A 24,188-nucleotide genomic window follows, 5' to 3' on the forward strand; every position below is an offset into this window, starting at 1 on the left:
AAGCATAGCCAAAGTTACGGTTCTATTTTATATTGAAATATAAAGGAAATAGAAACGAATTCAATCGATTATTTTGAAGGTTATTAGGTATCCAACCAATGTCTAACTGTTTAATAATCAAACTATATGCTTAATAAAGCAATCAAATTTCTTATAGAGAATAAACTCGTTGCAGTACTACTGCTCGTTCTTTTCATAGGATGGGGAACAGTAAATGCACCTTTCAATTGGGATACAGGGTTTTTACCAAGTAATCCGGTGGCTGTTGATGCCATTCCAGATATCGGAGAAAACCAACAAATTGTATTTACAAAGTGGGATGGTCGTTCGCCACAAGATATAGAAGACCAAATTACTTATCCATTAACCACATCCTTGTTAGGTATTCCAGGAGTAAAAACCATTCGTAGTTCGTCTATGTTTGGGGTTTCAAGTATCTATATCATTTTTGAAGAAGATGTAGAATTCTATTGGAGTCGTAGTCGTATTCTCGAAAAACTAAACTCATTACCAAGTGGTTTATTACCTGAAGGTATTAATCCTGCATTGGGACCAGATGCTACAGGTTTAGGGCAAATATTTTGGTACACGCTGGAAGGTCGAGATGAAAACGGAAATGTTACTGGTGGTTGGGATTTACACGAACTGCGTAGCGTTCAAGATTACTATGTAAAATATGCTTTATCTAGTGCAAGCGGTGTTTCTGAAGTCGCTTCCATTGGTGGTTATGTTCAAGAATACCAAGTGGATGTTAATCCAGAATTGATGCGTCAATATAATATTGGATTGCAACACGTTGTAAAAGCGGTAAAGGAAAGTAATAAAGACATTGGTGCACAAACTATTGAAATTAATCAAGCTGAATATTTAGTGCGTGGTTTGGGGTATGTAAAATCCGTTGAAGATATTGAAAATGCTGTAGTTACTTCAGAGAATTTTACTTCAATTAAGATTAAAGACATTGGAAAAGTCTCTTTAGGTCCAGCAACAAGACGTGGCATATTGGATAAAGAAGGAGCAGAAGTTGTTGGTGGTGTTGTCGTGGCACGATATGGAGCTAATCCAATGGAGGTTATTAACAATGTAAAGGCGCAAATTGAGGAACTGAAAGGCGGATTACCTTCAAAAGTATTGGCAGATGGTAGAACGTCACAAGTTACCATAGTTCCATTTTACGATAGAACCGTATTAATTCAAGAAACTTTAGGTACACTCAATGAGGCCTTAACATTGGAAATTCTCATTACCATTTTGGTCATTATCATTATGGTGTTTAATCTTCGGGCATCGGTACTTATATCTGGACTACTACCAGTTGCGGTTTTAATGGTGTTTATAGCTATGAAGTTCTTTGGTGTAGATGCAAACATTGTCGCTTTATCAGGTATAGCAATTGCTATTGGAACAATGGTCGATGTTGGTGTCATTCTTTCAGAAAACATTATAAGGCATTTGGATGAAGATGATGGAACAAATTCCATTAATACGGTAGTTTATAACGCCACAGCTGAAGTTTCAGGCGCTATTGTTACCGCAGTAATGACAACAATAATTAGTTTCATTCCTGTATTTACTATGATTGGTGCAGAAGGAAAATTATTTAGACCATTGGCATTTACAAAAACCTTTGCGTTAACAGCATCTATTATTGTTGCTTTATTTTTAATACCACCATTTGCAGCATTTTTATTCAGAAAGAAAAGCATTAAAAACACTTTTAAATATGTTTTAAATGGTGTTTTAATAGCTTTAGGAGTCGTAGCAATAGTCTTTGGGTATTGGTTAGGATTGATTTTGATAGCTTTTGGAATTACAGCACTTCTCAATCTTCAAAGTAAGATAACAGACAAACAAACTAATCTTATCAATATCATTATTTCAGCATCTGCGATAGTATTCCTGTTAGCCGAATATTGGAGACCATTAGGCGTTGATAAAAGTATCTTTTGGAATCTCATTTTTGTAAGTATTATATGCTTTGGTTTATTAGGTGTTTTTTCGCTATTCATCAAATATTATACGCGTATTTTAAAGTGGTGTTTAGATAATAAATTATTGTTTTTGTCTATTCCTACTGCGATTGTTATTGCAGGGTTTTTCATAATGAAGAATACAGGAAAAGAGTTTATGCCATCCTTAAATGAAGGCTCATTTCTACTAATGCCAACCTCTATGCCTCATTCTGGCGTAGAAGAAAACAAACGAGTTTTACAGCAATTAGATATGGCGGTGGCCAGTATTCCAGAAATTGAAACGGTAGTTGGTAAGGCAGGAAGAACAGAATCAGCGTTAGACCCAGCACCTCTATCTATGTATGAGAATATCATTCAGTATAAATCAGAATATATGCTGAATGCAGATGGAGAAAGGCAACGCTACAAAGTAAATGAGGATGGTTTGTTTGAATTAAAAGATGGTCGTTTTATTTCTAATCCCAATAATTCCAAAAATGTTGCATATAGCACAGTCAAAAGCTCTCAACTAATCGAAGATGACGATGGAGAATACTATCGTAATTGGCGACCAGAAATTGAATCACCAGACGATATTTGGAATGAAATCGTAAGAGTTACCAAATTACCAGGTGTTACGTCAGCACCAAAACTACAACCGATTGAAACGAGATTGGTAATGCTTCAAACAGGAATGCGAGCACCAATGGGAATTAAAGTTAAAGGTCAAGACTTAAAACAGATTGAAGCGTTTGGAGTGCAATTAGAAAACATTATCAAGGAAGCTGAAGGTGTTAAAAAAGAAGCTGTTTTTGCAGACCGTATTGTTGGCAAACCGTATTTGCTTATTGATATTGATAGAGAAAAAATTGCACGTTATGGTATTTCTATACAAGATGTTCAAGACGTATTAAAAGTCGCAGTTGGTGGTATGGTTTTAACACAAACGGTTGAAGGTCGTGAACGCTATGGTGTTCGTGTGCGATACCCAAGAGAATTAAGAGCAAACCCATCAGACTTGCAACAGATTTATGTGCCAGTTGAAAAAGGCAGTCCTGTTCCATTAAGCGAGTTGGCAACTATTCGCTACGAACAAGGTCCACAAGTCATTAAAAGTGAAGACACCTTTTTAGTAGGTTATGTCTTGTTTGATAAACAAGCTGGTTTTGCAGAAGTAAGCGTTGTTGAAAATGCACAAGCATTGATTCAAGAAAAGATAGATTCTGGTGAATTGATAGTTCCAAAAGGAATCAACTATGCATTCACTGGAACGTATGAAAATCAGTTACGAGCAGAAAAAACGCTATCTGTTGTTGTGCCATTAGCCTTGGCAATTATCTTTTTAATACTGTATTTCCAATTCCGTTCTGTGGCAACCTCATTAATGGTATTTACAGGTATCGCAGTAGCGTTTGCAGGTGGATTTATAATGATATGGCTCTATGGTCAAGATTGGTTTTTAAACTTCAGTTTCTTTGGCGAAAATCTGCGTGATTTATTCCAGATGCACCCAATTAATTTAAGTGTGGCGGTTTGGGTAGGCTTTATTGCATTATTTGGTATTGCAACAGATGATGGTGTAGTAATGGCAACGTATTTAACGCAAACTTTTGATAGAAATACACCAGAAAACAAAAAGGAAATTAGAGCGTCAGTTGTTGAAGCAGGAGAAAAACGAATCAGACCGTGTTTAATGACTACAGCAACAACCATTCTAGCATTATTGCCAGTATTAACCTCTACAGGACGAGGAAGCGATATTATGATTCCGATGGCAATACCAAGTTTTGGTGGAATGTTAATCGCTTTAATCACTTTATTTGTTGTACCAGTTTTATATAGCTGGAAAGCTGAGTTTAAAGTGAAAATCTAAAAGTGAAAAGTTTAAAGTGAAGAGTTAAGAAATTAAAAGTAAAAAATTATGAGCAAAAGTATTTTAAAAGATAAGAGTTATGCTTTCGCAATCTTAATTGTAAAGCTATCTCAATCATTAGTAAGTAAAAAAAAGGAATATGTTTTAAGCAAACAACTATTAAGAAGCGGAACGGCCGTTGGTGCATTAATTCGCGAAGCTGAATTTGCTCAAAGTAAAGCTGACTTTATCAATAAAATGAGTATTTCTTTAAAAGAAGCAAATGAAACTTTGTATTGGTTAGACTTGTTAAAAGATACTGATTATGTAACCGAAGAAACGTATTTAATTCATTATAACTTAAATAAAGAATTGATTGCAATGTTGGTTAGTTCAATTAAAACAACAAAATCTAGATTGTAAAATGATAAATTTTAAACACATAAATCAAAAGCGGAAGCGTGTCGTAATTTTTAGTTTTTCACTTTTCACTATTCACTTCAAAAGCGTCTTAATTACTGCTATTTTACTTTTTTCTATCAATTCAATAAATAGTCAATCGCTGGATGTATTGGTAAACGAAGCTTTGGAAAACAATCCCGAGATTCAAAAATTTGAATTGCAATACAAAAGAGCTTCTGAAAAAGTAAATGAAGTCAATACGATTCCTAATACTGAACTTGGTGTAGGTTACTTTGTGAGTGAACCAGAAACACGAACAGGAGCACAACGCTTTAAAGTATCGGCTAAACAAATGTTACCGTGGTTTGGTACAATTACATCAAGAGAAAATTATGTGAGTTCGTTAGCCGATGCAAAATATGAGGACATTGTAATTGCAAAGCGAAAATTGATGGCTTCTGTATCACAATCCTATTATAATTTATACACTAACAAAGCGAAACAAAGGGTGCTAACAGAAAACATTAAACTATTGGAAACCTATGAGACATTAGCACTAACTTCTGTTGAGGTTGGTAAAGCATCTGCTGTAGATGTGTTGCGATTGCAAATGCGTCAAAACGAAATGCAACAACTAAAAGATGTTTTAAGTCAACAGTTTTTAGCAGAACAAACGAATCTTAATAATCTTTTGAATAGAGAAAATGATGTTGCTGTTACTGTGGTAGATAGTTTAATTATGCCTTCAGAAGACTTTGAAATCATTACTGAAAATTTAGCATTACATCCTGAATTGTTGAAGTATGATAAACTCTATCAGTCCATAGAACAATCAGAATTATTAAACCAAAAAGAAAGCAGTCCTATGATTGGTTTTGGATTAGACTATATCAATGTTTCCGAAAGACCAGATATGAATTTCTCGGATAACGGTAAAGATATTGTGATGCCTATGGTTTCCGTGTCAATCCCAATTTTTAATAAAAAATATAAATCTCAAACCAAGCAAAATAAGTTGCAACAACAGGAAATTACGGCTCAAAAACAAGAACGTTTAAACACTTTGGAAACGCTTTTAAGTAAAGCAATTAATGAGCGTATTTCGACAAGAATAAGTTATGAGACTCAAACCAAGAACTTAAAACAAGCCAAAGATGCTGAAGACATTTTAATCAAAAGCTACGAAACAGGAACGATTGATTTTAATGATGTTCTTGATATTCAAGAATTACAACTAAAATTTCAAATGAACCAAATAGAGTCTATTAAGGGCTACTATGTGCAAAGCACAATTATTAATTATTTAATTCAATAACAATGAAACATATATATAAAATTACAGGAATGACTTGTGGCAGTTGTAAAGCATCTGTAGAAAAAAGTTTAAGTAACATTGATAATATTACCAATGTTGAAGTTAATCTCGAAAAAGGAGAAGCTGAAGTTACAATGAGTAGCCACGTGGCTACAGAAACTCTTAAAAAAGCCTTACCTGAAAAATATACGCTTTCTGAAAAGGAAGTTAAAAATGTTTTTGCTTCTACAAGTACATCAAGTTTTGAAATGGAGCAAGAAAAAAGCAAACTACAACAATTAAAACCCTTACTACTAATCATCTTTTATATAGCAACCGCAAGTGTATTATTACATTATAAGGATTGGAGTTGGAGTGCATTTATGCTCGACTTTATGGGCTTATTCTACATTGTGTTTAGCTTCTTCAAGATGTTAGATTTAAAAGGCTTCCCAGAATCTTTCAAAATGTATGACCCATTAGCAAAACGAGTTCCTGCTTATGGTTGGATTTATCCATTTATTGAAACTGCTTTGGGTTTAATGTTTTTGATGCGATTTGAAGTTAAAATTGCATTAATAGTAACACTTGTTGTATTAGGTATTACAACCATTGGTGTAACGAAAACATTATTAGATAAAAAATCTATTAGATGTGCTTGTTTAGGTACAGCTTTAAAGTTACCAATGACAGAAGCCACTTTTATTGAGAATGCCATTATGATTGTGATGGCAGTATTAATGCTGATAAATTAAATAATAACCACTAAAAATTTGAAAATATGAACGCGCAAGAACACAAAAACAACGAAAATGGTATGAGCAATTACACTAAATTCTTTTTGATGTTAGGCTCATCATTTGTTGCAATGTATATCACAATGTACTTAAATACTTATGAATTTGACCACGTATGGTTTAGTCTAACACGATTTTATATGGTCTGTTTAGGTATTGCAGCTATGGCTTTAATTATGTTTTTCTTTATGAAAAATATGTACAAGAATAAAAAGAAAAATATGGGTATAGTCATAGGAAGTATTGCGCTATTTGCAATTGCTTTAGGATTAGTACGTGACCAAAAATCAACTGTTGGAGATGTTTTATGGATGAAAGCTATGATACCACATCATTCCATAGCAATATTAACAAGTGAAAGAGCAGACATAAAAGACCCAGAAGTCAAAAAGTTGGCAGAGGATATTATAAAAGCACAGAAGAAGGAAATAGAAGAAATGAAAGCAATGATAAATCGTTTACAGAATGAAAAATAATAAAACAGTCATATACATAGGATTACTCGCAGTAGGTTTGCTTTTGGGTTGGTTACTTTTTGGTAGTTCATCAAACGAAGAGACAGAACATAATCACAATGAAGTTTCAGAAACCAATCAAATGTGGACCTGTTCAATGCATCCACAAATTATGCAACCAGAACCAGGTGATTGTCCTATTTGTGGAATGGATTTAATTCCTGCCGAAAGTGGAAGTGATGGCCTGTTAGCAGACCAATTCAAGTTATCCGAAAACGCTATGGCATTGGCAAATATTCAAACAACCATAGTCGGTAATGGAAATGTTGATGGCAACACTATTAAATTATCTGGTAAAATTACTGAAAATGAAGAAGCTAATGCAGTACAAGTCAGTTATTTTTCGGGTAGAATAGAACGTTTGAATATCAGTTTTACAGGAGAAGAAGTCCGTAAAGGTCAATTACTAGCAACCATTTATTCGCCAGAATTGTATGCAGCACAACAAGAGTTAATTACAGCATCATCTTTAAAGGAATCACAACCTGCGTTGTACAAGGCGGTTCGTAATAAATTGAAGTTGTGGAAGCTATCTGAAAATCAAATCAATCAGATTGAAGAAACCCAAAAAGTAAAAGAAAACTTTCCAGTTTATGCAACCGTTTCAGGAACAGTAACCGAAAAATTAGTAGAACAAGGCGATTACATAAAACAAGGTCAACCATTGCTTAAAATTGCAAATCTCAATACGGTTTGGGCAAACTTTGATGTATATGAAAATCAAATCGATTTATTTAAAAAGGGACAAGAAGTTTTAGTGACTACAAACGCTTATGCTAATAAGGAATTTAAAGGGAAAGTAGATTTCATTGAACCAATATTAAATACCAAAACAAGAACAGTAACCTTACGTGTGGTGCTTAATAATAAAAACGATGTATTTAAACCAGGAATGTTTGTAACCGCCAATATTGAACGAGTTTCAAGAAGTAATGATGAGGTATTAACAATCCCAGCATCTGCTGTACTTTGGACAGGTGAACGTTCTGTTGTCTATTTAAAAACCAATCCAGACCAAACCGTTTTTGAAATGCGTGAAGTTGTTTTAGGGAATCAAATTGGTAATGAATATGAAGTTTTAGAAGGCTTATTTATTGGAAATGAAATCGTGACTAACGGAACTTTTACGGTTGATGCAGCAGCTCAATTACAAGGCAAAAAATCAATGATGAATAAGGAAGGTGGTAAAGTAATGACAGGTCACGAAGGACATTTAGGAATGGATAATAATGCATCAATAAAAGAAAGTGGCCATACTAATATGAACGAAAGATTGACAGTGTCAGAGAAATTTCAAGAACAACTAAAAGTTGTTTACAATGACTATATCAATTTAAAAGATGCTTTAATTAAAGAAGATTCAAAAAATACTTCAGTTGATGCAACAAGTTTAGTAAACAATTTAGGTAAAGTGGATATGAAATTATTATCAGACAATAATGCTCATACACATTGGATGTCATTAGTAGGCGACATAAAATCTTCGGCAACATCCATTTCTAAAACGTCAGATATAAACGCTCAAAGAGACTATTTCAAACACCTATCATTACACTTAATGAATGCTGTACAACTGTTTGGTGTTAAAGAAAAAGTGTATGTGGAATTTTGTCCAATGGGTGATAACAATAAAGGAGCATATTGGTTAAGCAAAGGAGAAAAAGTAATCAATCCATATTTTGGCAGCGCCATGCTAACCTGTGGCGAAGTAAAACAAGTAATAGAATAATAATAACTCAAATAATATCAATTAAATTTTAAAACAATGAATTTATCAATGAAAAATCAAGAACACAAAAGTAAAAATGTAAACTACGTGAGTAAAAAAGTAATTTTAAGTGTAGCTGTAATAGCAGCATTAGGTTTAACAAGTTGTAAAAACGAAACCAAAAACGAAACCACAACTACTGAAATATCAAAAGATATGGCAATGACGAACCTGTCTTTTGGTGTAAGAGGAAATTGCGGAATGTGTAAAAACACTATCGAAAAAGCAGCTAACGGTGTTGAAGGCGTTGCAAGTGCCAATTGGGATGTCGATAAAAAGAAGATTGATGTCTCTTTTGATGATACAAAAACCGATGCAATGGCAATCCATAATGCTATCGCAGCATCAGGTTATGATACTGAAAAAGTTTCAGGAAGTGAAGAAGCCTATAAAGATTTACCAGGTTGTTGTCAATACGACCACGAAATGATGATGAATCAATCTGGTGAAGAAGAAAGTGATGACCATTCAAATCACGACCATTAAGCCAATAATTTAAGAGTCTTTTTCGAAAGGCTCTTTTTTATTCCCCACAACCCAAAACCCAGTTTTCTCGTACCTCAAAATCCTCTGTCTTTTGTGTTGTTCCGCGCGCCACCACATAGTTGGTTTTATGTCACAATAGTTGTAGCCAACGCTCAAATCCGAACTTTTAATCACATTTTGAGTACTTATAAAATCCGTAATTATCTAAAAAAATAGATTATTACGGTTTTTTTTTACTCCACATTTACCTTACATAAAATTTCTATACTCCACTATTAAGCAATGCGTAACTCAGACGACTGCATACTTAAAATTAAGGAAACAGGCTCGACTAACGTAGTTAAAATAAACTCAATGAAAAAGCATACAATAATAAACCTGTTGTACCTTAACTGCAATAGCACAGGTTAGTTTTTCAAGCTAAATTTATAGTACACATTAATTCATTTAGGGTCATAATAAAAGTAAGATCTTAAATTTTTATTGTGCATCAAACCAAAAATCGATACCTACTTTTTCAGCCTCTGCATCTAAGCCTTGACCGCCGCCACTACGGCCACCACCGCTGCGTCCGCCGCCGCTTCTCATTCCTTGACCACTGTCTTGACCACGAGACCTATCAGCATCAGCACCTCCTCTAGTGTTCGTTACAACACCAATAGATAATTTAGAAAAATCGGTGTCCGCATCAGAGTCAATTCTAACCTTTGGAATTCTAATAGAAAACTCAAACAACTGGTTTGTTGGTGAATATTGACTTACAATAGCAATATCTAAACTGTTTAAATCTTTATTAAATTCCTGCTTTTTATCAAAATAGCCATATTCTGCTTCTGCAGGCTGTTTTTCAATCATGCTGCTTAAATCAACACCTTCAACACCAGTACCCATTTGCATCTCTTGTCTTGACTCTCTTGGTCCTCCTTTAGCAACAGGGTACTTCACATAAACATTCTTCTTTTTCTTACCTTTTATATCATAATATACCGTTACTCCGTTTCTAATTACCGTCATAGCAGTTTTAGAGTCCACCGTACTAATATTAATATTTACATACCGGTTATCTTGAGTAACTTCATATAAAACGCCTTCATTTCCAACTTGAGTCGTATCTGAAGCGACATGCGTATTATTTGCTGCTGTGGTGTAAAACCCTGTAAGTGTAAGAATTAAAATTAAAAAATGTTTCATGTAATATTTATTTAGTTTTTGATTGGATTAAATGATGTTTTATTGTTCTATAAAGCCTACTACTTCATAAGCTCTAGTACCATTTTGTTGAATTTTCTCGTAAAGCACATTGTCAAATTCATAGTACGAATCACCATCAATTTCAACGCGTTCAGAATCATCAGGAAGCTCATAAATAACAGTACCCATCTCTGGCTCTACTACCTCATAAGCATCTTCAACTTGACTGTAAAAAATACCATTAAACCAATAGTAACTTCTATTTGGATGTGCAATTTTAACATAACCTACCGGCAAGCTTTTTATACGAAAACCAGGTTTTGGAGCAATTGCAATATATCGCCCTCCCGAATAGGTATAATATCGGTTATTTGAATAGTAGTAGTTTACTCCTTTATGTTTAACTACAGATCTATTATTAGGTAAAGTTCTTACCGAAACAACCTTTTTTTTAGGTTTTTTATAAACTACTTGTTGACTAGAAACGCGACGGGTATTTTTTTTAACCGCCACAGTCTTCTTATTCGTTTTAGATTTCTGTGCGTATACCTGCGCATTCCCTCTACCGAAAAACAGCATGGCAAGCAGAAACGAAAGTCTTATTAAATTTTTCATAAAAACAGTTTTACTATGAAATAAAGACTCTTTTAAACTGAAATGGTTTAATACCTTTCAAAAAAAAACATTAATTAGCAAAGCACAACTACCTCAAAAAATAGTTATCCAACAAGTTACCACATGACTTATTTTGCCCTGCCGAGTGAACTTTGTGAAGACTTCAAAAACTCATCAGATACCAGCTACATTTTCATATTCAGAATACAGGAGCAGTGAATTAGCAAGCGGCCACGCAAAATTATTTACCCAACACTATTGTGAATAGTGAATTAAAAAACAACTAATTTTTACAAACGCTTTTAAGTATTCAGGGAGATTAAGCACAAACTATAACGTATCAACCAAAATCCGATCACAGATAGATTTCCCTAAAACCACACCGCTTTTTGCCTCATAGGAAACTGTTAAACTTCCATCAAAACGTTCTATATGAGTAACTGTTATTTTGGTATCAAGTTGAATGGTTTTATTGTTTAGAAACAATAAAAAATCTGTGGAACTATCCCGTAATGCTTTTACAACTACCGTCTGATTTAGGGGTATTTCTGAAAGTCGACTATAGTTTGGTTTATTAAAATTACCATTCTTATCAGGTATAGGCGAACCATGAGGATCTGTAGTTGGAAACCCCATCAACTCGTCCATTCTATCAAAAAACTTATCGGTTTTTATATGTTCTAATTCCTCTGCTATTTCATGAACCTCTTCCCAACCAAATTTCATTATCTGCATTAAAAACATTTCAGACAAACGATGCTTTCTTATAATCATAGCTGCATGTTGCTTGCCTTTTTCTGTAATCTTTATAGGTTTATATTTTTCCGAAACCACAATACCTTCGGCTTGTAATTTTTTTATCATATCGTTGGCTGTCGGTTTACTTACTTGCAACTCGTTTCCTAAATCAGATAAGGAAATATCTGGATTCTTTTGATGTAGATAAAACAATACCTTTATATAATTCTCTTTTATATCCGAAGCCATGAAATAGTTTTTAAACAAAAATATAAATAATTATCGAATTATTTTGTTAGACTAACCTAACTTATTAGTTTTGCGTCACTAAATAAAGTCAGATTTCATGAGACATATCATTTTTTTACTAGCATTTTTCGCCTTAAACAACTCCGTAGCACAAAACCAAAAGAGCCAAATTTCCGGAACCGTAACCTCTAAAAACAATCCCGTTCCTTATGCCGATGTTTACATTAAAAATACCACAGTTCGCACTAGTACAGACGAAAATGGTAATTTCAGCATAAAAATTCCATCAGGCACAAATAGTTTAGTTGTTCAATCGCAAGGGTACCGCTCTCAAACCCTATTAATAAATATTAAAGCAGGTGACTCGAAAGAAATTAATTTCTCTCTTACTGAAGATGCGCTTGGCCTTGAAGAAGTGGTTATTAGTGCTACCAGAAATCGTATCAGTAAAAAAGAAGCTCCTGTAATTGTAAACGTATTAAGTCCAAAATTATTTAAAGCAACCCAATCTATCTCACTAGCCGACGGTCTAAACTACCAACCTGGTGTTCGCGTAGAAACCAATTGTCAAAATTGCGGTTTCACACAAGTCCGACTTAACGGTTTAGAAGGTCAGTACACCCAAGTTCTTGTAAATAGCAGACCCGTATTTAGCGCACTAAATGGCGTGTATGGACTAGAACAAATTCCTGTTAGTATTATAGAACGCGTTGAAGTTGTTAGAAGTGGCGGCTCAGCACTATTTGGCTCTAATGCTATTGCAGGAACTGTAAATGTAATCACCAAAGAGCCCGTAAACGATAGCTGGGAAATAAATACCAACCTTGGAATTATTGATGGCACGACATTAGACCGTAATGTAAATTTAAACGCATCACTTATAAGTGAAGATCTAAATAGCGGTGTAACCGTTTATGGTATTTATAGAAATCGCGATGCCTACGATGCCAATAATGATGGTTTTAGCGAAATAACAAAACTAAACAACAACTCCTTAGGCGCCAAAGCATTTCTACGTCCTAACGACAACAGTAGGATTGGCTTAGATTTTACAGCAATCCGTGAGTATAGACGCGGTGGAGACCGTATCGATTTAGCACCTCAGTTTACCGACATAACAGAAGAACTTGATCATAATACGGTATTTTCAGGTATCGATTATGAACTTTTTGATGATAGCGGTAAGAATTCTGGCTCGGCATACATATCAGTTCAACATACAGACCGAGATAGTTATTATGGCGGATTAGGTGGCGGCCAATCTAAAACTGATTCTATTGCTGCAAATAATGCTTTTGGTAAAACCACCGATTTAGCTTTAGTTGCTGGAGCAAAATACACTCACAAATTTAAAAGAGATATCATCACAACTGGAGTTGAATATCGACTAAACGACACAAATGATGCCATTATAGGATACAATAGAGTTGTTGACCAAAAAGTAAACAGCATAGGGCTATACACACAATACGAATGGAAACCTTCAGAGAAATTCACAGCTCTAGTAGGCGCACGCCTTGATCACGTTAATGTAGATGGTTATTACACCATACAAGACATTGCACGATCATCAAATGTAAATGAAACCGTGCTAAGCCCCCGATTAACCCTGTTATACAATATAAACAGTGCCTTACAATTTAGAGGTGGATACGCTAGAGGCTTTAGAGCTCCACAAGCTTTTAATGAAGACTTACACATTTCATCTGTAGGAGGCGAACAACTTTTTGTTATCCTTTCAGAGGATTTAGAAAGTGAATTTTCTAATGCATATACAGCATCTTTTAACTACATAAAAGATTTCAATAAAATGCAAACCAATTTCTTGGTAGAAGGCTTTTATACCACTTTAGAAAACCCATTTACAATTGTAAGCACCGGAGCATCTTTACCTAACGGCTCTATTTTAGAAGAATCAAGAAACGGTTCTGGTGCCTATGTAGCAGGAGTTAATTTTGAATTAAGTATTTCCCCTAGCCCCGTTTTTATGTTTCAAGCAGGCACAACTATTCAACGTTCCACATACAAAGACGACCAAGTTCTTTTTGAAGCCGATGGTAGTGTTCCCGAGGAAGAAGATGTTATCTTGGATGAGTTTGTGCGCTCACCCAATGTATATGGTTTTATAAATACCAATTGGACTCCTAACGAAGCTTTGAAGTTTGATGTTACAGGAAGTTATACCGGCTCCATGATTACCCCACATGTAATTAGCGAATCAGGCTATATAGACTTGGTTGACACCGAAGCCTTTTTTGACATGACAGCCAAAATAACCTATCACTTTGATCCGATAGAAAATTTTCATGTAGAATTGAGTGGTGGCATACAGAATATTTTTAATAGCTACCAGAATAATTTTGATAGCGGACCTTTACGTGATTCCGTTTTTATTTATGGTCCCAACCACCCAAGAACTTACTTCATCGGATTGAAGTTTGGAGATTTTTAAAATAATTTTCATGAATAAAAACAAATGCTTGATAACCATATTTTTAATTGGATTCTTCTTTGCAAGAGCCCAAAACATCACAACTATTAATTGGAAAAACTGGTCTGAACTAGAACAAGCCTTAATAAAAAAACCAAAGCCCGTATTTATTTTTTTTCATGCAAAATGGTGTGCATACTGCAAAAAAATTGAACGAGAAATTTTCACCAAACCAAAAGTAATACAAAAACTAAATACCGATTATTATGCAGTAGAAATGAATGTAGAAAGCAGAGACACAATAACTTTTGAAGGCACTAATTTCACAAATAAACAAGCCCTCACCAAACGTAATGGTGTACATGAAATCCCTTTACTTTTAGCCTCTAGAAACGACATACCTTTCTCTCTACCTGCTACAATAATTCTCAATAAGGATTTTACAATCAAAAACCGGGTATTTGAATATTACACATCTAAACAGCTTCTATGTTTTTTAAACTAAGTCATCGTTACAAAAACTTAAAATAGAAGTTAATTAAAACGGTAAATTTATCGTTTCAGGGTCAACAAATTCTTTAGTATAAGGATTTTCTAAAAAGCTAAGCAATGGCTTTTGCGGCTTCAAAACATCATCACGCTGTATACCATAAACCTGTAAATAATTTGAAAGTAATTGGGCATAAATTGCATCGTCCCAAACACCTAAAACAGGCGGCTTCCCTTCTGAGTCTACAGCAATATGCATACCATCATCTTCACTTGCAACTTGGTATTTTGGTTGATACTGAAGTATATAATCTGTATAATGAAATTTAGCATATAACTCTTCAAACTGTGCCGGATGCAAAGTATGTCCTTTCATTTTACTTAAAATATCTTGTTGTGACTCCTTTATAACGCCATTATCCTGCAAACAAGCTATAAAACCAAAACCATTAACACCAAATGAAAACATCAGGTTAACAGCATCATCACGGTAACTAAAAATATCAGCAGAATATTTAAGAGGAAAAACAACTATACTCCACGGTTTTTTACCTTCAAAATGTATCGGTTCTACAACAGACTGAAGCATTAAATGAAAGTATCCGAAACGTTTTTTTAAAGCGGTAGACAGCTCAAAAGCTTCACCACGCTTTAACAAACGATCTCTTTCGTATATCATTTCATAATATAGTAAACCGTAAACCATTCTACCTGTCCACTGGAAAAGTAAGGTTTCATCTAACTCAGCCATACCATCAAAACCTTTATCATAGGCCGCTTTAACTTTTACATCTAAAGCTTCAAAGGCTGTTTTCACACGTAATGAACACGGTAATTTTAAATCGGCATAGGTATAAGCTTTTGATTTATCCATCATTTCAATGCGCTCATCACCAAACTTAAAATGTGCCATTAACCATTCTGGAAAAACCGAAATTGTATCATTGGTTAAATCACCTGTAAGGAAACAAAAATGCTCATCAAAGATTAAATCGTTAAATGGATTGAAAAGTAATTGCGACATAGATACTTACTAGGTTTAGAATTAAATTTTTGGCAAAGATAACCATAAACCATTATTCTATACCTGACATATTAGAAAAACTAACTTTTAAAAGCTTCCACAAAAAAAATCAATATCGTAAGCAAACCTAGAATTTTCAGTATCTATTTCTATATCTTTGTTGGACACCTAACACCGTATACACGATGATTTTCATTGACAACGAAGGACATACTGATCCAAAATTAAATTTAGCTCTTGAAGAATACGCTTTAAGACATTTTGATGCCTCAACTGACTACCTATTGTTTTATATTAACGAACCCTCTATTATTATTGGTAGAAACCAAAACACTCTTGAAGAAATAAACCAAGAGTATATTGATGCTCAAAATATTCATGTAGTACGACGTGTATCTGGCGGTGGTGCAGTATATCATGATTTAGGTAATTTAAATTTTAGTTTTATTACGAATCATGATGGTAAGAGCATCAGCAACTTCAAGAAATTCACAGCACCTGTTATTCGTGTTTTGAATAACATGGGTGTTTCAGCGGAACTTAAAGGTCGAAATGATATTTTGGTTGAAGAAAAGAAAATATCTGGTACGGCTCAATTTTCAACAGGAAAACGCATGATTAGTCACGGAACACTTTTATTCGACACGAATATGAGTGAGGTTGCTAAAGCCCTTCAGGTGAAAATGAGTAAAATCCAATCTAAAGGCCATAAGTCAGTTAGAAGTCGCGTAGCAAATATTACAGACTTCCTTGAAACACCAATTAGCATGGAAGCTTTTAAAGAGCAACTTTTTATTGGCTTACATGAAGCTAGCGAACCTTTTAAAATTCATAAATTAACAGATGCCGAATGGGAAGCTGTTTATAAATTAAAAGCCGAAAAATACGACTTATGGGATTGGAATTATGGCCGATCGCCAAAGTTTAATATTCAACGAAACAAACGTTTCCCAATAGGAGAAATTGACCTACGAATTTTTGTAGAAAAAGGTCACATATCTGAATTTAAAGTGTTTGGTGACTTTTTTGGAAGAAAACCCGTTTCTGAAATTGAAAATAAACTAATAGGCGTCCCGTATGATAAAGCTGAAATAAGCAAAGCCCTTAAAGATGTTTCTATAGAAGCCTATTTTGGAAATATTGATTCCTCCGATTTTTTTAACCTAGTTTATGGAAACGATTAACTAATCTATCTAAAACAAAACCATGGCTAAACTTTTAAGTTACATATATCCTATCACTAAAAAAGTGACATCGGACATAAACGGCATACTTGAAATAACCTGGTACAACGGAAAAAAGCATTTAAATTCTAAAAACGCAAATTACTCCTACGGTTCTTTACAACGCATTTTAAAGTTTGGATTAGAACAGATAAACCTCAAAAACACCCATAACATACTCCTTTTAGGACTTGGTGGCGGCAGCGTTATTGAAACACTTCAAAAAGACTACAACTACACTAAAACTATAACCGCAGTAGATATTGATCCACAAATTATAGCCGTTGCCAATAGTGAATTTGGCATTAAAACATCCGAAAACCTGAACATTGTTTGTGATGATGCATTTCAGTTTTTAAATAAAACAACCGACACTTTCGACCTCATCATTATTGACTTATTTATAGACACTACAGTTCCCGACAAATTTTTAAAATTAGATTTTTGGGAATCTATTATAAAAAAGAAAACACCCAACGGTACCATTCTCTTTAATGCATCTTTAGAAACCGATATTTCAGAAAAATTAAAGCACATTATTAGTTATTTAAAGTCTCATATGTTTGAGGTTGTTGTTTTTGAAAAGGTTAACCAAACCAATACAGTTATAATTGGAAAACCCCTTTAACGTATAAAATTTTCTTAGCAAGAAAATTATTCATATTTGAGCGCAAGTACTAGGATAAAAATCACTGTATATCAAATAAGAAGCATTTTTTGTTAACAAAAAATTAAGAGTTTTTATCTATATTTGATAAAAACCAAACCATATGCGCTATAAATCAACTAATAAATACTTGGCGGCAGTATACCTCTTTCTAATACCGCTACTAGGCATGGCAAACGAACACGAAAGTGGCTTAGAAGATAGTATTGCCGAAGTTGTAAGTTGGATAGTCTTAATTATTGCACCTATTGCCATGATTGGAGGCTTTCTTTTTGTACATGTGCTTCCTGAAAAAATTGCTGAAAAACGAAATCACCCTCAAGCACAAGCCATTAAAGTGCTATGCTTTTTATCGCTTTTATTTGGAGGGCTATTATGGCCTTTAGCTTGGTTATGGGCGTACAGCAAACCTGTATTCTACAAAATGGCCTATGGCACAGACCAAGGCGATTATCATGAAACAACCATGAAAGAATTCAAGGAGCAGAAAAAAGAAGAAGCTCTTGATCAAACAGATTCCGAAACAGAAGCCTAACAAAATTAACACCTTATAACCACCAATCATGGAAATATTATTACTACTTATATACGCTGGTATTGTATGGCTTGTATTCCATAAGTTTAAATTACTCCCTTGGAACACTTTAACTCAAGTTATTGTTTACATTATCCCAGTAGTAGCCATTTCATTGCTTATTCTCTTTTTAAATATTGTTGCTCCTTCCTCTCACGATGTCAGAGTTTTAAATTATAATGTTGAAGTTGTTCCTACCGTAACAGGTATGGTTACCGAAGTGAATGTAAAACCAAATCAGCATGTTAAAAAAGGAGACACTTTATTTAAAATAGACCCTGTACCATTTCAATTGAAAGTGGATAATTTAAAATCTAGAATCCCCGCTTTAGAAGCCAAAGTAGTTAGTGCAAAAGCTTATGATCGGGAATTAGAAGATCAGATTTCCGGAGCAAACAACCAAATTGGTGTTATTGATGCCCAATTAGAATTAGCAATAAAACGGGAGCAGCAAACAAAACAATTAGCCGATTTAGGAGCTGGATCGAAATTCGATTACGAACAAGCGCAAGCAAATCTTAGAAATTTACAAGCACAAAAAGCTGTAGCTGTATCTCAAAAATCGCAATATTTACAACGCGTTTCTGCCGTTACAACCGATGGTGAATTATCTGAAATCACACAAGCTCGTGCCGATTTAGAGCAAGCTCAAGTTGCTTTAAAAGAAGCCGAATGGAAACTTTCACAAACCGTATATCTTGCACCTTCTAATGGTCGTATTGTTAATTTACAATTACGTCCTGGAACCATAGCCGTACAATTCCCAATAAAACCAGTATTGACTTTTATTGAAGACGAACAGTGGCTAATTGCATTATATCACCAAAACGAAATAAGATACGTTAAAGAAGGAGATCCTGCAGAGGTCACTTTAAAAACCTATCCGAATAAAGTTATAAAGTGTAAAGTAGATCATATTATTTGGGCAAATGCACAAGGACAAATTACCGCTAGCGGAAGACTACCAGACACGCAAGAAAATCATTTAACCGAAGGCCGTTTCGCTGTAAGATTAAGTGTTACCGAGCAAGATAAAGATTTATTTTTAGCACCAGGAGCTGTTGGTGCGGGTGCCATTTATACCGAGAAAGGTGCCTTAATACATCTGGTTAGAAAAGTAATTGTGCGTGTAGGTACAAAATTAGATTGGTTAGTACTTAAACTACATTAGGCATGCAGCATCATATAACACACATATATAAATTTGCATTGCTACTCTTTGGGTTTTGCTGTGTTCAGGGATGTGCCGTAAAAGCGCCCATAGATACAGAAGAATTACAGGAGCAAGCGTTTGCAAACTTTATTTTGCCATCGACCTGGCAAAACAGCGCAGATACAACCGCTGTTGAAAACAATTGGTTAAGCAACTTTAACGATCCTGTGTTAGACACTTTGGTAAAAGAGGCCTTAGTCTATAATCCAGATTTACGTATAAGTAGTGCTCGTATTGAAGAAGCAACGGGATATGTTGAAGCGGCTCAAGCAGCACTTAGACCTGCATTTTCTATTTTAGGACGTGAGAGCACCAAGCTCGGAGGGACTTTTGGAAACGGACTTAACGGCGCTTTGTTTGCGGCTTCATGGGAATTAGATATTTGGGGGAAATTACGTAATGCCCGAAATGCTGAAGAAGCAAATCTTCAAGCCATGCAAAGCGAACGATCTTATGCACAATTATCTATCGCAGGTCATGTAACACGTACGTATTATTTGGCTTCGAAAACGTATTTGCAAATGCAATTAGCATCGCAAATGATTGAACTTTCGAAGAAGATGAAAACCATTTCTGAACACCGCTTTGATATTGGTATCGGAACGCAAATAGATGTAGTGATTTCTGATGCAAACCTAAATAGTTTGGAAGATGCTAACAGGCAATTACAACTCGCTTATAACAATCAATTACGTGCTTTAGAACTTTTACTAGGACGTTATCCGAGTGCAGATATTGAGGTTAAAAACGACTTAATCACTTTAGATAACGACATCCCAACAGGAATTCCGTTACAAATTTTAGAACGCAGACCCGATGTACTTGCTGCTCAATATCGTTTTAACGCTGCATTTTACAGAGTTGGTGAAGCCGATGCAGCCCGTTTACCGCAATTGAGTTTAACCGCGAGTATTGGTGTATTAGATAGTCAGATTTTTAAATTATCTGATGATTTTTCAAATCCGATTAGAAGTCTCGGTGGCGAATTAATTGCCCCTGTTTATCAAGGAGGTGCTTTAAATGCCAATGTTTCTATAAGAACAGCGCAACAACAACAAGCTTTAGAAAACTACTCCAGTACAGTGCTTAATGCCATGGCTGATGTAGAAAACACTTTAGATGCTGTTAAAACCGTAGGCGAACGTGAAATATTTATAGAACAATCGGTATCAAGTAATCAGAAGGCATTTGAATTAGAAGAAATCAGATTTAAAGTAGGGCAAGTAGATATGCGTGATTTAATAGATCAGCAAATGGATTTATATAAAGCGCAAACAGATTTATTAAATATTAAAGGCGAACAGATTATTCAGCGTATTAATCTGTATATCGCACTTGGTGGGAATATGTAATACTTATAATAAATACAAACAATTAAACTCGTTATTAATATCCATAATATGAAAAAAACATGTCCAGAATGTGGTGGAAAAATTGTTGGAAGGATTGATAAAAAATTCTGTGGCGATGCCTGCAGAAATGCATATAACAATCGTATAAATGCAGACAGTAAAAATCTTATCAGAAATACCAATAACAGGTTACGGAAAAACTACCGGATTCTCGAAGCTCTTAATCCAGAGCAAAAAACCAGAACATCGCGTGCCAAATTAATCGAACATGGTTTCGACTTTAACTACTTCACTAGTATCTATACCACAAAAGCAGGCACTGTATATTATTTTGTTTACGACCAGGGTTATCTTCCTTTAGAAAACAATTATTACGCCTTAGTAAAACGTGAATCTTAAATATTTATTTCCAGTTATGTCCTTTAAGCTGCATAGCTGCTTTTAAAATATCTTTCTGACTAATTTGACCTATTAGCTTCCCGTCTTCAATAATGGGAAATCGTCTAATTTTAGAGTTCAAAAATTTCTTAGACGCTTCAAAAACATCCATATTACCATCAATCGTTTCAACCTGCTTAACCATTCTATTTTCAACAATATCCTGAGTTACTGGCATATTGTAGTAATGACTTTCACTTATCTGTTTCAAGCAATCACCTTCTGAAATAATACCAACCAACTCTTGGTTCTCGTTAACTACCGGACCTCCGGATATTTTAAACGAGATTAAAGCATGAATAACCTCATCAATTGTTTGATCTGGTTTAAACGTTATTAAATCTTGTGTCATATAATCACGAACCTTAAGTTGTTGATTATCTGTAGTTGTATTTTGCTGCTTACGAGCTCCCTGAAAACTTTTAATTGCCATAATATTAGATATTTAAGAACTATAATATACGCATTTTAATGGTGAAATCCTAAAAACTAACTAAGACTAAAAAACCTCATAAATTTATGTACATTTAGGTTTTGAAACTAACAACCTTTTTCGCATGATTAAAAAAATAATAGCGTTACTTCTTATAATTTCTGCTATATACTGGAGTTTTTTAGCATTATTACCCACACAAATTACTAAGCTAGACACGCCTGAAAACACATTTTCTACCGAACGCGCGTTAGTACACTTAAAAAAAATATCGGAAGCACCACATTATTTAGGAAGTAAGGAGCATAACCGAGTTAGAAATTACATAGTAAATCAATTAAAAACTCTAGGTCTAGAAACAGAAGTTCAAGAGGCATTTTCCATGAGTCAATGGGGAAATTTGTCCAAACCTAAAAATATTATTGCACGATACAAAGGGCAGAATAACGCTAAAGCATTACTTCTTTTAACCCATTATGATAGCCACCCGCATTCATCGTTTGGTGCAAGCGATGCTGGGTCTGGAGTTGTAACTATTTTAGAAGGACTTCGTGCATTTTTAACTGAGAATAAAAATCCGAAAAATGATATTATAATCGTAGTTACCGATGGTGAAGAATTAGGTTTAAATGGGGCTGATATTTTCGTTAACAAACACCCATGGGCTAAAAATGTTGGTTTAGCTTTAAATTTTGAAGCACGCGGCTCAGGTGGACCAAGTTATATGCTTGTTGAAACCAATCAAGGTAATGCAGAACTCATGAAACATTTTGTAGCTGCTAATCCCGAATATCCGGTTGCGAATTCATTGGCATACAGTATTTATAAAATGCTTCCTAATGACACCGATTTAACCCGTTTCCGTGAAGATGGGAATATTGATGGATTTAATTTTGCTTTTATAGATGATCATTTTGATTACCATACAGCTAATGACAATTACGAACGATTAGACAGAAACACCCTTGAACATCAAGGCAGTTACCTAATGCCACTTTTAACATATTTCTCTGAAGCTGATTTAACAAATGTAAAAAGCACCGAAGACTATATTTACTTTAACGTACCGCTTTTTAAAACTGTTATTTATCCATTTAGCTGGATTTTCCCTATGTTAATATTTGGAATTGTAGCTTTTATCGCCCTTTTAGTATATGGTTTTAAACGAGAAGCGTTTATTGGCACCGAAATTAGCCGTGGATTTGCGGCATTCTTTATAGCGCTTATTGCGTCTGGAGGAATTGGCTTTGGACTTTGGACTTTGTTAAAAATAACATATCCACAATACCAGGAAATTCTACACGGTTTCACATACAATGGACATACTTACATAATAGCTTTTTCAGCCTTAGCTCTTACAATCTGCTTTGCGGTATACCATAGATTTTACAAACCTAGAAACACAGCTAGTTTATATATTGCCCCTTTAGTCTTTTGGCTACTTATTTGCTCCCTGATTGCATTTGTATTACCGGGTGCAAGCTTTTTTATAATCCCTGTGTTTTTTGGTTTAATAAGTCTGTTTATCTTAATCAGACAAGCCAAACCAAACCCTATATTAATGGCTCTTTTAAACTTTCCAGTATTAGTAATCATGGTGCCATTTATAAAAATGTTTCCGGTTGGTTTAGGTTTAAAGATATTATTTGTGTCTTGCATACTAGTTGTAATAATCTTTGGATTGTTAGTATCAGTTTTTGGTTTTATAAGACGAAAAAAACTACTCACTATTCTCAGTTTAGCAACGACAATTATCTATTTAATTATAGCTCATTTTCAAGCCGATTTTTCAGAAAACCGCCCAAAACCAAACAGCTTAAATTATGTTTGGGATAGCAATAACAACACAGCTGTATGGACAACTTACGATTTAGAATTAGACAGCTATACAAAACCCTATTTAACAGAAACCCCAAATAGCGCCACTAATTTAAATAAAAACATATCCAATAGTAAATACCAGTCTGGCTTAAGCTATACAAAAGAAGCACCTTTAAAAACGCTTCAAGCCCCACAGGTAAACATCATGTCTGATACAATAATTAACAATAGTCGAGAAGTAATTGTTCAAGTTATATCTTTAAGAAATGCTAAACGCATTGATGTTTTTGCCGACAGTACACACCTGTTTATTAACGCCCGCATAAACGGTGTTATGGCAACTAAAAGAGCCGATGAAGATTATGCGTTTCAAAATCGTTTAAACAATCGTTTGTTTACCTATTTTATTTCAGATAACGACTTATTAGAAATGCACTTAACATTACCAATAGACCAAGAAACAACTTTAGATATTTATGAGGCCACTTACGATCTATTAGAAAATGACCAATTTAATATAGCAAAACGAACCTCTAAAATGATACCAAAACCCTTTGTTCTTAATGATGCTGTAATTATTAAAAGAAGTATAACCATTAAATAATTTAGTAAGGATTTAAGAAAATAATTCGTTAATTTTTATAGCTTTGACCCCTATTAAATA

General features: G+C 34.4%; 21 protein-coding genes. 16 read left to right on the forward strand and 5 right to left on the reverse strand.

Annotation, left to right across the window (positions count from 1 at the left end):
* The first annotated feature begins 126 nt into the window (after positions 1-126).
* From ACW5R3_RS00350 to ACW5R3_RS00380, 7 genes are read left to right on the forward strand one after another with little or no spacing between them, the layout of a single operon-like run.
* Positions 127-3,825 (forward strand): efflux RND transporter permease subunit, encoded by a 3,699-nt coding sequence (locus ACW5R3_RS00350; protein WP_456577633.1) that lies wholly within the window; start codon positions 127-129, stop codon positions 3,823-3,825.
* Between the two features lie 48 nt (positions 3,826-3,873).
* Positions 3,874-4,227: a four helix bundle protein gene (locus ACW5R3_RS00355; protein WP_242177378.1), complete on the forward strand. Its 354-nt coding sequence runs from the start codon at positions 3,874-3,876 to the stop codon at positions 4,225-4,227.
* A gap of 1 nt (position 4,228) precedes the next feature.
* The gene (locus ACW5R3_RS00360; RefSeq protein WP_456577634.1) at positions 4,229-5,521 is read left to right on the forward strand and encodes a TolC family protein; all 1,293 of its coding nucleotides are present in this window, start codon (positions 4,229-4,231) and stop codon (positions 5,519-5,521) included.
* Positions 5,522-5,523: 2 nt separating this feature from the next.
* Positions 5,524-6,255 carry a heavy-metal-associated domain-containing protein gene (locus tag ACW5R3_RS00365; RefSeq protein WP_456577635.1) on the forward strand — a complete coding sequence of 244 codons (732 nt, stop codon included), beginning with the start codon at positions 5,524-5,526 and terminating at the stop codon, positions 6,253-6,255.
* A 26-nt stretch (positions 6,256-6,281) separates the two neighbouring features.
* Positions 6,282-6,773, forward strand: a complete 492-nt coding sequence (locus tag ACW5R3_RS00370; protein ID WP_456577636.1) for a DUF305 domain-containing protein — start codon at positions 6,282-6,284, stop codon at positions 6,771-6,773.
* Entirely contained in the window at positions 6,763-8,541 is a 1,779-nt protein-coding gene (locus tag ACW5R3_RS00375) for an efflux RND transporter periplasmic adaptor subunit (protein WP_456577637.1), read from the forward strand. Before ACW5R3_RS00370 ends, ACW5R3_RS00375 begins: the two co-directional genes overlap by 11 nt.
* A 48-nt stretch (positions 8,542-8,589) precedes the next feature.
* Positions 8,590-9,066 carry a heavy-metal-associated domain-containing protein gene (locus ACW5R3_RS00380; protein WP_456577638.1) on the forward strand — a complete coding sequence of 159 codons (477 nt, stop codon included), beginning with the start codon at positions 8,590-8,592 and terminating at the stop codon, positions 9,064-9,066.
* A gap of 480 nt (positions 9,067-9,546) precedes the next feature.
* Here ACW5R3_RS00380 and ACW5R3_RS00385 read toward each other — a convergent pair whose 3' ends face one another.
* The 3 genes from ACW5R3_RS00385 to ACW5R3_RS00395 all read right to left on the reverse strand — a co-directional run bounded on the left by ACW5R3_RS00385 (position 9,547) and on the right by ACW5R3_RS00395 (position 11,859).
* On the reverse strand, positions 9,547-10,257 hold the full coding sequence (locus ACW5R3_RS00385; protein ID WP_456577639.1) for a hypothetical protein: 711 nt from the start codon (positions 10,255-10,257) through the stop codon (positions 9,547-9,549).
* Positions 10,258-10,296: 39 nt separating this feature from the next.
* The gene (locus tag ACW5R3_RS00390; protein WP_456577640.1) at positions 10,297-10,872 is read right to left on the reverse strand and encodes a DUF6515 family protein; all 576 of its coding nucleotides are present in this window, start codon (positions 10,870-10,872) and stop codon (positions 10,297-10,299) included.
* 330 nt (positions 10,873-11,202) lie between these two features.
* Positions 11,203-11,859, reverse strand: a complete 657-nt coding sequence (locus ACW5R3_RS00395; protein WP_456577641.1) for a metal-dependent transcriptional regulator — start codon at positions 11,857-11,859, stop codon at positions 11,203-11,205.
* 97 nt (positions 11,860-11,956) lie between these two features.
* On the opposite strand from ACW5R3_RS00395, the gene ACW5R3_RS00400 reads away from it, so the two are divergent.
* Entirely contained in the window at positions 11,957-14,311 is a 2,355-nt protein-coding gene (locus ACW5R3_RS00400; protein WP_456577642.1) for a TonB-dependent receptor, read from the forward strand.
* 10 nt (positions 14,312-14,321) lie between these two features.
* The gene (locus ACW5R3_RS00405) at positions 14,322-14,795 is read left to right on the forward strand and encodes a thioredoxin family protein (RefSeq protein ID WP_456577643.1); all 474 of its coding nucleotides are present in this window, start codon (positions 14,322-14,324) and stop codon (positions 14,793-14,795) included.
* Positions 14,796-14,828: 33 nt separating this feature from the next.
* Here the strand turns inward: ACW5R3_RS00405 and ACW5R3_RS00410 are convergent, their stop codons facing one another.
* The gene (locus ACW5R3_RS00410) at positions 14,829-15,803 is read right to left on the reverse strand and encodes a hypothetical protein (protein WP_456577644.1); all 975 of its coding nucleotides are present in this window, start codon (positions 15,801-15,803) and stop codon (positions 14,829-14,831) included.
* A gap of 185 nt (positions 15,804-15,988) precedes the next feature.
* Here ACW5R3_RS00410 and ACW5R3_RS00415 point away from each other — a divergent pair, with 185 nt between their 5' ends.
* The 6 genes from ACW5R3_RS00415 to ACW5R3_RS00440 all read left to right on the forward strand — a co-directional run bounded on the left by ACW5R3_RS00415 (position 15,989) and on the right by ACW5R3_RS00440 (position 21,231).
* Entirely contained in the window at positions 15,989-16,987 is a 999-nt protein-coding gene (locus ACW5R3_RS00415) for a lipoate--protein ligase (protein WP_456577645.1), read from the forward strand.
* A 22-nt stretch (positions 16,988-17,009) separates the two neighbouring features.
* Positions 17,010-17,654 carry a spermidine synthase gene (locus ACW5R3_RS00420; protein ID WP_456577646.1) on the forward strand — a complete coding sequence of 215 codons (645 nt, stop codon included), beginning with the start codon at positions 17,010-17,012 and terminating at the stop codon, positions 17,652-17,654.
* 142 nt (positions 17,655-17,796) lie between these two features.
* Complete coding sequence (locus ACW5R3_RS00425; RefSeq protein ID WP_456577647.1) at positions 17,797-18,228, forward strand: DUF3302 domain-containing protein; 432 nt, start codon at positions 17,797-17,799, stop codon at positions 18,226-18,228.
* Between the two features lie 28 nt (positions 18,229-18,256).
* Positions 18,257-19,438 carry an HlyD family secretion protein gene (locus ACW5R3_RS00430; protein ID WP_456577648.1) on the forward strand — a complete coding sequence of 394 codons (1,182 nt, stop codon included), beginning with the start codon at positions 18,257-18,259 and terminating at the stop codon, positions 19,436-19,438.
* Between the two features lie 2 nt (positions 19,439-19,440).
* Positions 19,441-20,832, forward strand: a complete 1,392-nt coding sequence (locus ACW5R3_RS00435) for an efflux transporter outer membrane subunit (protein WP_456577649.1) — start codon at positions 19,441-19,443, stop codon at positions 20,830-20,832.
* A 48-nt stretch (positions 20,833-20,880) separates the two neighbouring features.
* Complete coding sequence (locus tag ACW5R3_RS00440) at positions 20,881-21,231, forward strand: hypothetical protein (RefSeq protein WP_456577650.1); 351 nt, start codon at positions 20,881-20,883, stop codon at positions 21,229-21,231.
* A gap of 4 nt (positions 21,232-21,235) precedes the next feature.
* On the opposite strand, the gene ACW5R3_RS00445 is transcribed toward ACW5R3_RS00440, so the two are convergent.
* Positions 21,236-21,703 carry a CBS domain-containing protein gene (locus ACW5R3_RS00445; protein WP_456577651.1) on the reverse strand — a complete coding sequence of 156 codons (468 nt, stop codon included), beginning with the start codon at positions 21,701-21,703 and terminating at the stop codon, positions 21,236-21,238.
* A 124-nt stretch (positions 21,704-21,827) separates the two neighbouring features.
* Here ACW5R3_RS00445 and ACW5R3_RS00450 point away from each other — a divergent pair, with 124 nt between their 5' ends.
* Positions 21,828-24,128, forward strand: a complete 2,301-nt coding sequence (locus tag ACW5R3_RS00450; RefSeq protein WP_456577652.1) for a M28 family peptidase — start codon at positions 21,828-21,830, stop codon at positions 24,126-24,128.
* Positions 24,129-24,188: the final 60 nt, after the last annotated feature.

It is taken from the genome of Algorimicrobium bowmanii, assembly GCF_054031195.1.